General features: G+C 41.7%; 19 protein-coding genes. 8 read left to right on the forward strand and 11 right to left on the reverse strand.

All coding sequences use genetic code 11. From position 1 onward, the window contains the following. Positions 1-43: 43 nt before the first annotated feature. Genes NQ564_RS12330 through NQ564_RS12340 form a run of 3 tightly spaced genes read right to left on the reverse strand, consistent with a single transcriptional unit; the run spans position 44 to position 2369 of the window. Entirely contained in the window at positions 44-1654 is a 1611-nt protein-coding gene (locus NQ564_RS12330; protein ID WP_129650144.1) for a DUF4099 domain-containing protein, read from the reverse strand. Between the two features lie 19 nt (positions 1655-1673). Next, positions 1674-2024, reverse strand: coding sequence for a helix-turn-helix domain-containing protein (locus NQ564_RS12335; protein WP_009016627.1), 351 nt, complete (start codon positions 2022-2024; stop codon positions 1674-1676). A gap of 3 nt (positions 2025-2027) precedes the next feature. Then, on the reverse strand, positions 2028-2369 hold the full coding sequence (locus NQ564_RS12340) for a helix-turn-helix domain-containing protein (protein WP_449406517.1): 342 nt from the start codon (positions 2367-2369) through the stop codon (positions 2028-2030). Between the two features lie 223 nt (positions 2370-2592). Here NQ564_RS12340 and NQ564_RS12345 point away from each other — a divergent pair, with 223 nt between their 5' ends. Genes NQ564_RS12345 through NQ564_RS12355 form a run of 3 tightly spaced genes read left to right on the forward strand, consistent with a single transcriptional unit; the run spans position 2593 to position 4293 of the window. Further along, positions 2593-2886, forward strand: a complete 294-nt coding sequence (locus NQ564_RS12345) for a helix-turn-helix domain-containing protein (RefSeq protein WP_008151626.1) — start codon at positions 2593-2595, stop codon at positions 2884-2886. Between the two features lie 30 nt (positions 2887-2916). Next, positions 2917-3222 carry a helix-turn-helix domain-containing protein gene (locus tag NQ564_RS12350; RefSeq protein WP_008151629.1) on the forward strand — a complete coding sequence of 102 codons (306 nt, stop codon included), beginning with the start codon at positions 2917-2919 and terminating at the stop codon, positions 3220-3222. A gap of 57 nt (positions 3223-3279) precedes the next feature. Then, positions 3280-4293 carry a DUF2971 domain-containing protein gene (locus NQ564_RS12355; protein ID WP_008151631.1) on the forward strand — a complete coding sequence of 338 codons (1014 nt, stop codon included), beginning with the start codon at positions 3280-3282 and terminating at the stop codon, positions 4291-4293. 107 nt (positions 4294-4400) lie between these two features. On the opposite strand, the gene NQ564_RS12360 is transcribed toward NQ564_RS12355, so the two are convergent. Together NQ564_RS12360 and NQ564_RS12365 are read right to left on the reverse strand one after the other, a co-directional pair. Further along, complete coding sequence (locus NQ564_RS12360) at positions 4401-4763, reverse strand: RhuM protein (RefSeq protein ID WP_009016622.1); 363 nt, start codon at positions 4761-4763, stop codon at positions 4401-4403. Between the two features lie 12 nt (positions 4764-4775). Further along, positions 4776-6011 (reverse strand): site-specific integrase, encoded by a 1236-nt coding sequence (locus NQ564_RS12365; protein ID WP_129650398.1) that lies wholly within the window; start codon positions 6009-6011, stop codon positions 4776-4778. A 395-nt stretch (positions 6012-6406) separates the two neighbouring features. On the opposite strand from NQ564_RS12365, the gene NQ564_RS12370 reads away from it, so the two are divergent. The 5 genes from NQ564_RS12370 to NQ564_RS12390 all read left to right on the forward strand — a co-directional run bounded on the left by NQ564_RS12370 (position 6407) and on the right by NQ564_RS12390 (position 11166). Continuing rightward, the gene (locus NQ564_RS12370; protein WP_087375724.1) at positions 6407-6724 is read left to right on the forward strand and encodes an ISAon1 family transposase N-terminal region protein; all 318 of its coding nucleotides are present in this window, start codon (positions 6407-6409) and stop codon (positions 6722-6724) included. A 28-nt stretch (positions 6725-6752) separates the two neighbouring features. Continuing rightward, complete coding sequence (locus tag NQ564_RS12375) at positions 6753-7688, forward strand: ISAon1 family transposase (protein ID WP_129650146.1); 936 nt, start codon at positions 6753-6755, stop codon at positions 7686-7688. Positions 7689-8895: 1207 nt separating this feature from the next. Further along, the gene (locus tag NQ564_RS12380) at positions 8896-9522 is read left to right on the forward strand and encodes a hypothetical protein (protein WP_008149737.1); all 627 of its coding nucleotides are present in this window, start codon (positions 8896-8898) and stop codon (positions 9520-9522) included. A gap of 11 nt (positions 9523-9533) precedes the next feature. Then, complete coding sequence (locus NQ564_RS12385) at positions 9534-10088, forward strand: ImmA/IrrE family metallo-endopeptidase (RefSeq protein ID WP_008149739.1); 555 nt, start codon at positions 9534-9536, stop codon at positions 10086-10088. Beyond that, a complete protein-coding gene (locus tag NQ564_RS12390) occupies positions 10081-11166 on the forward strand; it encodes a beta family protein (RefSeq protein ID WP_129650148.1) in 1086 nt (361 codons plus the stop codon). Before NQ564_RS12385 ends, NQ564_RS12390 begins: the two co-directional genes overlap by 8 nt. Here the strand turns inward: NQ564_RS12390 and NQ564_RS12395 are convergent. The 6 genes from NQ564_RS12395 to NQ564_RS12420 all read right to left on the reverse strand — a co-directional run bounded on the left by NQ564_RS12395 (position 11160) and on the right by NQ564_RS12420 (position 14844). Next, complete coding sequence (locus NQ564_RS12395; protein ID WP_008149744.1) at positions 11160-11789, reverse strand: sce7726 family protein; 630 nt, start codon at positions 11787-11789, stop codon at positions 11160-11162. The genes NQ564_RS12390 and NQ564_RS12395 overlap by 7 nt on opposite strands. Positions 11790-11949: 160 nt before the next feature. Further along, entirely contained in the window at positions 11950-12855 is a 906-nt protein-coding gene (locus NQ564_RS12400; RefSeq protein WP_008149746.1) for a DUF5712 family protein, read from the reverse strand. A gap of 4 nt (positions 12856-12859) precedes the next feature. After that, positions 12860-13444 carry a BfmA/BtgA family mobilization protein gene (locus tag NQ564_RS12405; RefSeq protein ID WP_008149747.1) on the reverse strand — a complete coding sequence of 195 codons (585 nt, stop codon included), beginning with the start codon at positions 13442-13444 and terminating at the stop codon, positions 12860-12862. A gap of 284 nt (positions 13445-13728) precedes the next feature. Continuing rightward, entirely contained in the window at positions 13729-14061 is a 333-nt protein-coding gene (locus tag NQ564_RS12410) for a helix-turn-helix domain-containing protein (RefSeq protein WP_008149749.1), read from the reverse strand. Between the two features lie 155 nt (positions 14062-14216). Beyond that, positions 14217-14597, reverse strand: coding sequence for a hypothetical protein (locus tag NQ564_RS12415; protein ID WP_008149752.1), 381 nt, complete (start codon positions 14595-14597; stop codon positions 14217-14219). A 19-nt stretch (positions 14598-14616) separates the two neighbouring features. Beyond that, positions 14617-14844, reverse strand: a complete 228-nt coding sequence (locus tag NQ564_RS12420; RefSeq protein ID WP_005814760.1) for a hypothetical protein — start codon at positions 14842-14844, stop codon at positions 14617-14619. Between the last annotated feature and the right edge of the window lie 5 nt (positions 14845-14849).

Raw genomic sequence — 14849 nt, forward strand, 5'->3', positions numbered from 1 at the left:
GAATTTTACAAATGTTACTTCGGATTTAGTGGCGGACACCGGATTACATCTTCATGCCCTTATTGTTTCTTTTCTGCGGCTTCTCCTGCTGCTGTTGCTGTGCGGTGTCCTTCGGGGCGGTCTGTCCCTTCCGCAACGGCTCCTTCAGGTTCTTGGTAGCCTCGTTGGTCTTGCCCTCGCTGTTCACCGCCACCTGTGTGCGGCTCTCGTTGGACGGGGCGACCTTCTGCGCGTTGTCGGGGTTGGTGTCGTAGCGGTACGGGCGTCCCTTCTCCGGATTGAACCTGATGTACATCGTGGCGTGGAAGCCTTGCTTGTCGGTCACGTTCTCTAATTTCACGGCTTTGCCCGCCACGTAGTCGGCTTTCTGCTGTTCGGTGAAGTCCACGCCGCTCCATTTGCTGATGGGGCGGATGCTGCCGTCGGCGTTCGTCCACGTGTTGCGGCGTTGCTCCTTCTGCGTATTGGCGGCATTCTCCGTACCCTGCGCCTGTCCTTGTGCGGGGTTGTTCTTCGTTTCCTGCGTCTGGGCGGTACGGGGCGACCTGCCGGTTCCCGGCACGAACTCCACGCCGCGCTGTTCCACGTTCACTTGCAGGGTGGTGACGAACTTCCTGCCGTCCTTGCGCTCGATGAGCTTGTCGCGCACGGGCAGCCCGGCACGCAGCATGTCCTGCTCCTGCTTGGTGATTTCCGTTTTGCCGATGCGTTCCGGTATGCGCACCTTGCTTGCCGGGACATCCGTGATTTCGTTCGTCTTGCGGTCGATGCTGACGAACGAGGGGATGATCTCGCCCGTTTCCCTGTCCACGAGGTCCACGACCCTGCCGAGGTTGCCCGTTTCGCGCAGGTTCTTCCGGTCATCGTCGGAGAACTTGTGTTCCTTGTACTCGTCGAGCTTCTGCTCCTTGCGGATGAAGTGCGGCACAAGGCTGACATTGCCCTCGCCGTCCTTCTTGAAGGAAAGGCGGGCGTCCAGCTCGAAAGCCTCTCCGCCGAAATTGGGCGACACCCTCACCAAGTCGGACTTGCCGTAGTTGAGCATCCTGTCAAGGTCGCCCGACTTTTCAAGGTCGTCGCGCTTCACGCCCCATTTCTCCTCCAACTCCTGCCAGTTGATCTTGCTCTCGTCGATGGGCTGGTAGCCCCGGTTGCTCTGCGCCTGCTGTGGGCTTTCCTGATTCTGTTCGTTTTTCTGTTCCATTTCTTCCTGTTTTTTAGGTTCGTCATCTTGTTTCTGTTCCGGTTGTTCCTCCGGTTTCTGCTCTTGGTCGGCGGTCTGTGCCGCCTGTTCTTCCTGCACTTTCTTTTCGTAGCCGGAGGTGTCCACCTTGTGGGGCGCAAGCAGCTCCTTGTTGGTGTCGGGGTCTTTCAGAAACTCCTTTATCACTTCCAGCAGTTTGTCGGCTTGGTCCGCCGCGACACGGTAGAAACCGAAGCGGCTGGGTTCCTTGCACTGCCGGAAGAAGTTCTTGAAGAAGTTGTCCAGCACGTCGCCGTGACGGTCGAATTGCAGGAAACTCTGCGCGTTCTCCGCTTTCGCGGGGATGCGCTTGGGGGAGCCGTCGGCGTTCAGCCCGGCTACCACGCTGATTTCGCCCGTCTTCTCGTCACGGACAACCAGCACGTCCTTTTCGTCTTTTTTCTTTGCCATCTGAAAAATGTTTTAATGGTTATTTTTGAAAGAAATTATGGATACGGGCCTTGTAGAAGGCTATATCTTCCTTGCGGAAGTCCTTTACATGTTCGGAGAGGAACGTCAGCACGTCCGCCTCGCTGTAATAGGTCTTTTTGCCGAGCGTCTTGTAGGGCAGCGCGCCGATGCTGCGGTAGCGTTGCAGGGTGCGCTTGCTGATTTGGAGCAGCATGCACAGGTCTTGGTTGTCGAAAAGCCTGATCCCGTCCATCGGGTTCGGGGCTTTGCCGGACGGCTGCATGGAGAGCAGCATCTCGTCCTGACGGTCGAGCCGTTCCATCACCTTCTGCATCCAGTTCTCGAAATTGTTGCGGGTAAGCAGTTCCATGTCCTACGTCCTCCTTCCTTTGGGTTTGCCGCCCGTGCGCAGCGTGTGGTTGCGTTTCAGCTGTTCCGGTGTCGCGGCATCTCCAGTGACGGTGCTGTCTTCGAGCAGGCGGTCGATTTCCGACTGCCGATAGCGGCACTTGCCGCGCAGCACGACATAGGCGATGCGCTGTTCGCTGCGCATGCGCTGGAGGGTGCGGCAACTCACGTTCAGCAGGTGCGCCGCCTCGCGGGTGGTGAGCAGCCTGTCGGGAGCTTCTTCCTTCCTCCCGCCGGAAACGGCACGCACGTGTACCGCTATCTCGGCTATCTGTTCCGTCAATGCGGTGAAGGCGGAACTTTCCATCGTTATCACTTTCATATTCAGTCCTTTCTTTTGGTTTCTGCGACAAAATTCGGCAATAAACCAAAGGGGCTTTAACAGCTCATTACGTGGCTCACGTAAGATTTTTACGGATAATGGCTCCGTAACCCGGACAGACGGCGCAACAAGCTGCCTTTTAGCGAAAAACGGCTCGTGTTCAAGGCGGCTTCGTTACCTTTGCGGCAAACTCAGAAATGTTTTGCTTATGGAAATAGTATCTATCGAGAAAAAGACCTTCGAGATGATGGTGGCGTCCTTCAACGCCCTCGCGGAGAAGGTAGCCGCCCTGAGGCGCACGAGCGACGGCGGGCGGATGGAAAGGTGGCTCACGGGCGAGGAGGTCTGCGGGCAGTTGAGAATCAGCCCGCGCACGTTGCAGACATTACGCGACAAGCGGCTTATCGGCTACTCGCAGATAAACCGCAGGTTCTATTACAAGCCGGAAGAAGTCAGGAGACTGATTCCGCTTATCGGTACGCTCTATCCCGGCGGCAGATAATCTTATTATTCACCCACTGAATCCAAAGTTATGATGAACGAGAACAACGATGTTTTTACACTGGAGGACGAGCCGCTTGCCACAGTGGTGCAGAATATGCGCAAAGGCTCTAAATGGCTCTCCGCCTTTCTGGAAAGTTACCGTCCGCCGCTGGACGGGGAGCGTTACCTGACGGACAGGGAGGTGGCGGACTTGCTCCGTGTCAGCCGCCGCACCTTGCAGGAGTACCGCAACAACAGGGTGCTGCCCTTTATCCTTTTGGGAGGGAAGGTGCTTTACCCCGAATCCGGGTTGCGTGAGCTGTTAGAGGTGAACTACCGCAAGCCGCTGGAATAATGTTCTGGCATTCCGGAATAAAATGCGTACCTTTGTAGTTAAAAATGAAATACCATTATGCTTCGGAGTGAATTTGCAAAATTGTTAGAATCCACAATAATTCCTGAAGGAATAGAGCAAGAGGACATAAAATCTCGAATCTATCCAATAAGTGCAGCATTGATGTCAATGTTGCCGCAAAAACTGTATAGATATAGGAGTTGTTCAACATTAAACCTTGATGCTTTTGATAAGGATTTGGTTTATGCTGTTACTGCTGATAAGTTTAATGACCCCTATGACACTCTTGTTTATTATAGTTTGGATAATATTCAAGAGCAAATGAGAGCCTGTTGTACAGAAGAATTTCTTGAACAATTCAAACAGATACTTGAAAATAAAGATTTTGATTTTCCTCCAAGTGTAATCCAATTTTTCGGAAAAAACAATTTGGCAGGTTTAAAAAAACAGGTAATATCATGTAATGGTATAAATCCATTGAGATTAGCTCTTTTTAGTGCTGCAATGGAAAACATATTGAAAGAAATCCTATTAAAAATGGGGGATACATTAAAGATCGTATCTACGATAGCATGTTTAAGCGAAAACATAGATTCTGTTATAATGTGGAGCCACTATGCCCAAAATCATGAAGGGTTTGCATTGGAATATGATTTAAGGTTCTTATTAGAACAAGGAGAAATGAATTGTTGTATTTTGCCTGTTATATATGATAACGACCGTTTTGATGCAAATAGCTTTATTCAATGGTATATAGCAAAGAGTTTGGGGCTGGATGTTAAAAATATAGATTCACTATCACATTTGAAAATGGCTATTCACAAATCCACACAGTGGGAATATGAAAATGAATGGCGTATTATTCATTCCGAGAAACAACCTGCCACACATTCTCGTGCAACAAGCCTGAAAATTGTTCCTAAAGCAATCTATTATGGAGAGAGAATTTCAAATATCAACAAGAAAATATTGCATTATATAGCACAAGAAAAAGGAATTGCGGAATTTGATATGTACATTGATTGTGGCTCATTAAAGTATGAGATGTTATATAAGCCATCTCAATTTTGATACCTCATATTCTTTAACAAATAATTCGTATATTCCAAATTGACTATCTTAAAGTTAAAACGGACAGCTTGATGGTTGTCCGTTTTTAATTGATTGTCATCGTCTTTTCAGCAGTAACCGCCTTTTCCGCTATGTACGAATACCATGTAGGCGATATGCTTGTCTTTTGCGAGTGCCTTGTCCATCAGCCAGCGGCGGAAAAGATGGGCGTGGTAGGTGTTCAGCCGAAAGGCGACAGGGATGATGATTTCCAGCGAATACACGTCGGCTGAAAGCCCGTTTTCAAGCCGCATGTAGCGGCACACCTCGTAGTCGTTCAGCACGTCCGGCTTGCGGACGGCTCTGATGGCGGCGTTCACTGCCGGGACGCCCGTGTGGAACAGTCCGGCGATTTCTGTGGCGGTCATCCATATCTCGTTACCGGTTACGCTGACCGTGTTGTCCTCTATGATAATTATATCACGTTTCATGGCTTCTCTGTTTTAGATGGTGCAACCTGCAAATTCCTCGATGCTGTTCAACCTTGCGGCAAGGTTCTCCATGTCTTGGTTGAGCTTCTCTTTGGTGATTTTCGCGTATATCTGTGTAGTCTTTATGCTCTTGTGTCCCAGCATGGAACTCACCGTTTCGATGGGTACGCCGTTGGAGAGGAACACCGTCGTGGCTGCCGTGTGGCGGCTCTGATGCCACGTGATGTGCTTGGTGATGCCGCAACGCTTGGCGACGGAACGGATTCCGGCAAGGCACGTGTTGTAGTGGGGAACGGGGAAAATCCTGCCGTTCCCGCACAGCCCCCGGTATTTGTCGATGATGCGCTTTGCGATGTCGAGCAGGCGGATATTGGATACCACGCCCGTCTTCTGGCGGTTGATGTTTATCCACTCGTGTTCGTCGAAGTAGGTATGGATGTTCTCTTCCGTCAGGTTGCGCATGTCGGCGAACGACAAGCCCGTGAAGGCGCAGAACAGGTAGAGGTCGCGGTAAAGCTCCTGCTTGGCGTTTTTCAGCCTGCCATCCATCAGCAGCCGGATTTCCTCTTTCGTCAGGAAACTGCGTGTCGTTTCCTCCTTCTTGATTTCATACTCGCGGAACGGGTCGCGTGTGAGCCACTCGTTGTTGATGGCGATGAACACCATCGTCCGCAAGGGGCAGACATACAGCCACACGGTGTTGGTGCAGCAGTGCTTGTCCGTGCGAAGGAACATTTCGAAGTCGGAGATGAAAGCGGACGTAAGCTCTTTCAGCGCGATGTCCTTCACGCGGTAGCGGATGGTGAGGAACTCTTGCAGGTGCTTGTAAACGGTCTTGTACTTCAAGAGCGTGCCTTTGGCTTTCATGCCAGCATCCACCTGTTTCTCGTAGTCCTCGTTGTGCTGGCGGAACACCTGCATCAGCGTGTGGTAGCGGTGTTCCAGTCCGAGAAAGGCGTTCTTGACCTTCTCCGCCGTGACGAAATTGTCACGCTCCATGATTTCCTGATAATGTTTGTTGATGCGCACACGCATCTTGTCGAGCATGCGGTTCGTTTCGAGTGCCGCCGAGCTTCTGCCCGTGACACGTCCCCCTTTGGTGTCCCACAGCTTGGGATCGACGGTCAGTTTACAACTGAACTGCGTCTGGCTGCCGTCCACCGTGATGCGTCCCATGACGGGTACTGTCCCGTCCTTTTTCACTACCTGACGTTTGAGGTAGTAGATTACTGAAAATGTACTCTTCATCGTCCTTAATTTTTTTAGGTTCAAAATTAGTTGGTGAAGAGTCCGGTGTCGGTACGCAAAACGGGGAGGAACGGCGCAATCTTTTTTCGTAACCGGATTTATTGCGTGGGTTGTCAGTAACTCACTAATCTTTAACGCCTTGTTTCGCTATCCGTGTCCGTTTGTCGCCCTTTCGGGCATGGTTACGGACAAGTAACGTAGCGGCGTCCTGATTTGGCTTCAGCGGTGATTGCGATGGCTTCACGAATAATCGGAAACCCGACTGAAACCCTTGTAACTCAATTCTATCACTATATCTTTCCGCATTTCACTTTTTTGTAGTAACTTTGTTATAATAAAAAAATAAAAGGGATGAGTTACGATCAATTTCTTCGTTTTATCTTTCCAGAGAGGGAATGTTTGATTATTTTGAATTATCTGATTTCAAAGAAAAGTCGGATAGGGTAGAAATATACTTTGAAGAGAAGAATATACATCCTAAAGAATATGCAACCGATAACTTGGAGAGCAAGGGCTTTTATGAACAAGTCAGGATGCAGGATTATCCGATGCGTGGGCGTAGCTGCCTGTTGTTTATCAAAAAACGAAGATGGTTCAATCACAGTACTGGCAAATATGTAAGCCGCAATTGGAAATTAGTGGCAGAAGGAACGCAAATAACGACTGAATTTGCGTCTTTTTTAAAAGCATTGGATCGACTCGCGCGCTCTTAGCATTAGTCTTTTGGCGGATCATTACGGAATGGAAGCCAAACTGTTGGAGTCCCAATATAAGAATCATCTGAGTCATTTCAGAAATTGGGAGCAACGTGCCCATGCCGAAGAATGGATGCTCTTCGAGAAAAACATTGGACCCTACGTCGGGCTGGACGAAACGGCACTGTCGTCGGGAGAACTGTATACAATCCTGATTAACAAAGAGGCCAAAGGAAGAAAAGGCACAATCATCGCCATGATCAAAGGGACATCCGTAGAAAAGGTATCCCAAGTTATACTCAAACTTTCCCGTCGCAGGCGGTTTCAAGTTCGGGAAATAACATTGGACATGGCACCCAATATGGCCCGGATAGCCCGTCTCTGTTTCCCGGCTGCCAAGCTGGTTATCGACCGTTTTCATGTTCAAAAGTTAGCTTTTGAAGCCGTTCAGGAAATGCGGATAAAGGCACGATGGGAAGCCTTGGATAAAGAAATGGTCGAGATCACATACGCTAAAGCATCAGGACAGCCTTTTGTTACTGAAACATTTGAGAATGGGGACAGTCGAAAACAGCTGTTGGCCAGAAGCCGCTATCTTTTGTTCAAAAAAACTGAACTGTGGTCGGAGAGCCAAAGAAAAAGAGCTAAAATCCTTTTCCGGGAATATCCCGATATCAAGAAGGCCTATTACTTAAGCATGAGGTTAGGGTTGATATATCATCAGGCACAATCGGCAGATATTGCCTTGACGCGTTTGGCACATTGGTATGATCAGGTGGACAAATCCGGTTTCCTGTCTTTTGGCACTGTTGCCAGAACCATACAAACACACTACTTGAATATTGTTGGCTTTTTTAAAAGACGCTCCACCAATGCCGCGAGTGAGTCCTTCAATGCTAAAATCAAAGCTTTTAGAGCACAGCTGAGAGGCGTGAGGGATATTGCTTTTTTCTTATTCAGACTCACCAATATGTATGCATAATTAATTCTCTATGAATATAGGTATCTCCTTATACGTACATAACCGGGCTAAATAAAAGAACTGCAACATAACTACAATAAAAAAGCGTGTCCCTCTAATATAGAGGCAACACACTCTTTCTAATAGTTAAGGTTTGGGTTATTATATTTCTTGTCGTTATATACTGTTATAAAAAAGCTTGACCTGAAAGTTGTCAAGCTATACCCATTGCACAGTCAAGGCTCCTTTGTTTTTGTTCACTCTATACCTATAATCTCTCTGAAAATGAGTGACAGCACGAAGGAACGCTTTTATTTTATACAAAACAAATTTATCTGGAATTATTTTTACACTATCGGGGATTATAATAAATACTTAAATACTATCAGGGGGCTTATAGGAAGATGCAATGGATACTTTGGGAGATGATTATATTTTAATCCCTCAGGATTTCGGTATGATCCGTTCTTGTTTTGCGGATGAAGAACAGCACGTTGAAAGTCTGTCGTTTCTTCATAGAAAAATTAATGTTTAAAGTTACTGAATCGTGCAGAATAGCAAGAATTAAACGATAAGATAATCAACGACTTACGGTACAATTCGTGGACACTTTTTTCGAGACTAAAATTGTCCACGATTTAGCACTACGGAAGTGCGTAATTCTGCTCAAAATTGCGGATTAGGGGAAAAAGAAAATCTCTGAAATGTTTAGTTTTCAGGGGATTTACCAAATTTGAAGTCTTTTAAAAGTGGTGCCACCAGAAAGAGAACTATTATCTTCTCTCTGTTGATTATCACCGTTTTATAGTTTCTTCCATTTGGAAATCCACATGATTTAGCACACGATTATGTTTTATCGTTTTGCTTGTTATAAGAACGATTCTTTTTTCAAATATCTCTTTGCTTCAATATCGCCTGAGATTCTCCATTAGGAGTTACCATGCTGATATTTAAAACTTTATATTTTTGCTTCAAGCATATCCCATGATTTAACCCACTAATTTGCTACGTGCTTTTGCGGTAGTTTGCTCATGGAGAATACTAAGGACAAAGATAATGAAAAAAATCATATTAAAAAAATGAATTTAATTTTCTACGGAATAATATGAGTTTGTATCCAGTTTTTTCTTATACACAACATCTTTTTTCCTGAAAAACAAAGAATCACATTGCGAATATCTAAAAATTTCTATACCTTTGTATTAGTTGCAATCTGAATTTGATACACATGAAGAATAATACATTGTCTGGATTTATAGGTGGATTAACTGTTGCCTTGTTTCTTGTTGCGGCATGCGTCTTTTTTGAGCCGTTTAATTATAAGTCTATATATGTAGTGAATCCTGAAAAAGTATTGACTAATGATGATTCAATTAGGCAAGATAGTGTAATATGTTCTCGTATTGAAATATTGAAAGACTTGGAAAATAAAGGAATTTTGTTAACACCAGGTGAATATACTTCCCACATTTCTAGTTACTATAGTACTTTAGTTGCTTTTCTTATTGGATTGTTTGTTTTATTTACAATAGGTAGTATTTTTAGTATTAAAATAACCTCAAATAAAGAAATTGAAGAAATTAGAGAAGAACTTGATAATAAGGAAAGTAAAATAAAGGATAATCTTAAAAAAGATATCCGTGAGTCCTTAAGTGAATTATTAAGAGATTCTATTTCTTTTAAAGAAAGCGTTATCAGTGCTATTTATGGTCGCATCGAAGATGATCTTATTACTCGAACTGATAAAGAAAATATTGAAAAGAAGTTAAGTAAAGTAGAAGAAGATATAACTTTTTTATTTGAGTCTTTAGATGGGATTTCAGAAAAAGAATCATCCAAAGAAGAAATAGAATAAAGCTAAATATTATGGGAGTAAAAGGAAGCCGAAAAAAAAATAATAGCCCTACAAAGTATCAGGAACCTGATTTACTCGTAGGAGTTGATGATATATTAAAATCTGCACAAGAAAAAGGATTATATACAGGTAAGTCTTTAAATATTGAAGATGTAGTCAATTCTTTTGAAGATATTCAAGTAGTATACGAATCTATGGACGCAAACCAATCAGGCTCTTTAAGCAACATAGATGGTAAATGGATTGTTTGTATTAATAAAAATCACAACAACAAGAGACAAAGGTTTACCCTTGCTCATGAATTGGGACATTACATTCTACATAAAGAAAAAAGTGTTGAATTCGTTGATACAACCTTCTTTAGAAGTGATGAGATGGATTCGATTGAATATCATGCGAATGAATTTGCAGCAAGATTATTGATGCCTGAAAATACTGTTAGGAATCTAATAGAAGAAGAACGTATAAAAAACATAGGTGTGTTAGCTGAGCAGTTTGGGGTATCATCTGCTGCAATGAAATATAGAGTATTATCATTAGGATATAAAATGAAAGATAATGGATAGAAAATATACGGTGATAGTTAAGACAGGTGAGGCGGAGATTAGGGCTCTTGAAAACACAAGTAGGAATCTCTTGCAATGTATACTTCCAGTAATAGAGATAACTAGAGGTCGAAAAATAACAAAAAATGAAATAGAGACGTATCCTTTTGATAAACGTCTATTGAAATTGAAAAAAGTATTTCAAGGGCAGACTGTATGTTTAGATTTAACATCTGATGATTCATTGTCTTCAGACGAAATTAGTTATTTATATGATCCTACAAATGGATATCAGAACTGGATTAATTTTCTACTTCAAATTAAAAGTGAGAATATTTTTGAAGAAATTATTCCAACTCTCATTTTAAATTTGAATGATGATGATTTTGAAGCGAATCTCCTTCTCCAAGTACAAAATCTAAAAATGTATTTTGATTCTATTTTATATCGCAATGATATTTCAGATGAAAATTGTTATGATGATTTTGAATTAATAAAACAGGAATTGGTTGATATTAATTTCTATGTTCTATTAGATTGTGGATATACACCGCAAGCTTCATACAGAAATGTTGCTTTGAAGTGTATTGCGAGAATCAAAAACCTACATTCTATCTTGGATGATAGAATAAATTATATAGTTTGTTCGACTTCATTTCCAAATAATGTTCGAGACTTAGGTGATGTTGATAGTGACACATTCAGTATTTCGGAAATAGATATATATAATTTAATATCTGAGCAGTGTTCTAACATTATTTACGGAGATTATGCTTCTATTAATCCGGTCAGAAATGATACTATCACAATGGCTAGAGGGTGGATACCTAGAATTGATACTCCGTTAGAAAGAAGTATTTTTTATTATAAGCAACGTCGTCCCAAAGGTGTTTCCGCTTATGCTTCTACTTATATTCAAGTAGCTCAACAAACAGTAAGAGATTCTAGATTTCCTAAGGCTATTGAGGATAACTGGGGAGTTGAGCAAATTAGATCATGTGCAAAGGGGGGAGCTCCTTCATCATCTCCTTCTTTTTGGATATCTGTACGTATGAATATCTATATTGAACAACAGATTAAAAGAATATATTCTTATTGAATCTCAATATTGGAAGACAATAAAGGTATATCATCAATATGGGTTTCTACGCCTCTATCGGATAAGAATAGTAGATATTTTTCTTTTATTTTAAACGAGAAATACTCTCTTAGAAGTTGGTGTGTCTTAGTTATGCTTATTTGTGATGCATATTTTCTAACTTCATCTGAGTTGAATTTGGATTTAATATGTAATGATTGTTTTAAATATCGGGCGTTCATTGTATATAGCATATCCATTTTATTTTGTTCTACTAGCTTTTTGGGTGCTTTTATTTTCTTTATGCGATTATTGTCAATAATGAAAATTCCTATATCGCTTGGAATAGAACCCACAAGTTTGCTAAGATGAACACTTGTTGTACAAATGATTATATAATCAAATATTTTCCGACATTCACTAATCTGCTCTTGTAACCTTCTTAAATCATCGTTATCTCCTTTGATTTCAATAGCAATTAATTTTTCTTTTTTTATTATTAGCAAATCAACGACTTTTCTTTTTATCCCATACATAACTTCGTTGCCGATGAGAATATCATCGGATTCTTGAATAAAAAAGTCAATAATTCTCCCTTTTATATATTCTGCAGAGGTTTGATGTTTTACACTTATTGATTCCATTCCACAAAGATAAGAATTTTTAGGTAGAGGTTTATTGGGTTTAGGGCTATTATTAGAAATAGAGCATACATTTTAAAGTTTGGGATGGCTCTTGCTATTTTGTCTTTCAGGTTACCTTCTTATGTTCAAGATGTATCTTCTTAATCTATATTGTTTCTAATCATCTTTTTATCCCTTTTTTCTTGCGTTTCTGTGCTTGCGATTCCTCTGTCAATGCTGCACTATTACTATCTCCCAATGAGAAGATAGGCAATAGAAAATCACCACTACTATTATTTTGCTGATTATTAGAGCGCTTGTTTTCTTGTTTGCTATCAAGAATACAAGAAATCATGTTTTCTTTTTCACGAGATTGGAATGTTTCTTTTTTCTTTTCGCCAGTAATATTTTGTTCCTGTAATTTAAGCTGTTCTGATATAGAACCGTTCTTTATCGTTTTATGATAATGAAATGTTTCAGTTTGTCGTCGATTGTAATTAAACAATTTATCAAATCCTTGTTCTGCCTGTTGAAATAGGTTCACTCGGTCAAAACCACCTTTTATCACTCCGTTCTTGGTGTTTTTGTGATTGGTAAGTGGTGATAACTTCTTTTTATTGGACTGATCTTTCCGACTCACAATCAGATGGCAGTGCATATTCAGTTCATTATCTGAACGACTACGATCAAAATGAATCTTACCGTAAAACTTTATATCCGAAGTGGATAGTTCTTTGTTGAAGCTCTTGGCATATTCAGAAATAAACACTTCACGGATATATCGCTTCATTGCTTCGGCTTGTTCCTGTTCCGTATTACCCATCGCTCGGAGTTCTTTTTCCGATGGACTGACATGAATAGCATAAAACTTAGCATCCGTTTTTAGGAGTTGCCCGATATTACTATCTATATCTTTTATAACCATTGATTTATAGATGTTATCATCTGTCAGATTGAAGAAGCCTTCGGTATAGATGCCTTTTTCCATTCGTTCGAAATCCTCATGTTCCATATAATTTGCTAGTTGTCGGCTACTACCAGCATTATTATATATGCCATTAGATGGTGGGGCAAAGTCTATGTGCATAATCCTATGTATTTATCAGATTGCTGATTTCAACTTTCAGGTTCTCTTTTCTTTTGCTATCCATCACACCACAAGCGGATAACTCCGAATAGAGTTGTATCAGGTGAAGCAACTTTTTATAATCCCGTTGGTGTATCTGATAAAGTGCATTAATCTGTTTAGACTGGTTGTTTATCACATCGGCATGATTGCCGAACTCTTCGCTTAACTTTTTTAGCACGGCTGTTTGTCTCTCTTGGCTGGCTTCCAGTTGAGAGAGAATAAGGGTTTCTAAAGTTCTGCCGATAGCATCGAAACGTAAAGCGATAGAATTTGTAGCTCGTATCATCGGATTCAGTTGCTCTTCCTCATAGTGACGAATGAAACGGATAATATCATCCTGTCTCTTATTTATTTTCGCCAGTTCTGATTTTACGGATTCAGGTGCTTCGGATGGGTTGATATGCGCCTTGTCTATATACCCGAACGCCAACTTTACAACTTCACTCTTTTTCAGTGAATAGCGTTTGCATATCTTCTCTACCAAAGCTGCCGTTTCCTTGTCTATGGAAATGGTAGTGAATATCGTTTTTCGACTGCTATTTGGCATGGTAATTACTTTTTTATAGAAATATGAATAGATAAATTCCTGATAATAAGCATTACAAAGAAAATGCTTATTACAGGTGTCATTACAGCGTGTTCTTGTAACACGCTAAAGCCGAAGGCTTTGCACCGCAGGGCAAGAGGGAAGAACAGAACTTGTCCAGTTCCCTCTTGCTCAAATTAGCGAAACGAGCGAAGCCGGAAGGCGTAGCTGTTTCTGCTAAATTGGGGTGATAGTACAAGGAAGGAGCAGTAATACTTCATTCCTAAATTTGCTACCTTTTGCTTTCACGGCTGATTCTCCAATTGATTAGCTTTTTCAAACTGTTTGTAGGTTTGAGAATCGGCACGTTCACGAACGAAAGACCGGATATCACTAGCACGATAATAAGTTTTCTTTCCAATGGTAAAGAAAGGTAGTAGCCCGCTTACCCTATAACGTTGAAGAGTTCGGAAAGATACTTTCAGAAGAAAGGCTAAATCCTGATTATCGAGTATCTTTTCATTATCATCTAATACTTTATCGGTATTGATTAGGGATTTTAAGTCTTTCCCTATTTCAGTGAGTTTCTTGGATAGCTTCTCCATCCATTTCTCAAAGTTTTCGTTGTCTATATACATTTTGCTTCATTTTTTGGTGATACATTATGAATGTCAATCGATTGATGATGCAAAAATCGGCAGAATGGGGAATCAGAAAAAGAGGAGTAGTTACCTACTCCCCTGAAAATAGAATTCAAATAGTTGTAAATGAGAAAATTATAAAACCATTTTGCTTAATGTTTATTAGTTCGTTTACGGGCTTCTTTGTTAATTGCATTCTTTAAAGCATCTAATGTTTTGGTCAGATTGAATGGTTTACGCATAAAAATAGCATCCAGTTTATCGTATATACTTCCAAATTTTAAATTGAAAAGGACTTCAAAACCGTGAGCTAAACGAACTAATGGGACGGGCTTTCCGTCTTTTCCGACTACTTCGCCTAAAAAAGATAACCCTATTACTATTTCAGCAATACCAATAATCCCCAAGTCCTTTGACTTAGGGATTACGTATAGATCTGATTCGGATGTTGGTGAGATAGGTGAAACAAATGATTCAGGATGCTTAATTTTTAGACTTAATAGTTCTAATTCTACATTGATAATAGCTAGCACTTTATGCAGATAAGAATTTTTAAGCGCATTTTTCCCCCTGCTCGCACTGATATAGCTCTTTTAAGGGTGCTATCTCAATACGAGTGAGATTCAGCATCCGAAAGATGTTGGAGTTATCTTTTGAATTGCCAATTGTTGCTATGCACCTGATAAATTCGTCATAAGCGTCTTGCATTTCTGTGTCAGTTACTTTTTGTGAGGAATCAGTCAATAAGATGATAATCCTCGTTTTTGATAAATCATTCATAAGCA

The sequence above is a fragment of the Parabacteroides johnsonii DSM 18315 genome, from assembly GCF_025151045.1.
GTDB lineage: Bacteria > Bacteroidota > Bacteroidia > Bacteroidales > Tannerellaceae > Parabacteroides > Parabacteroides johnsonii.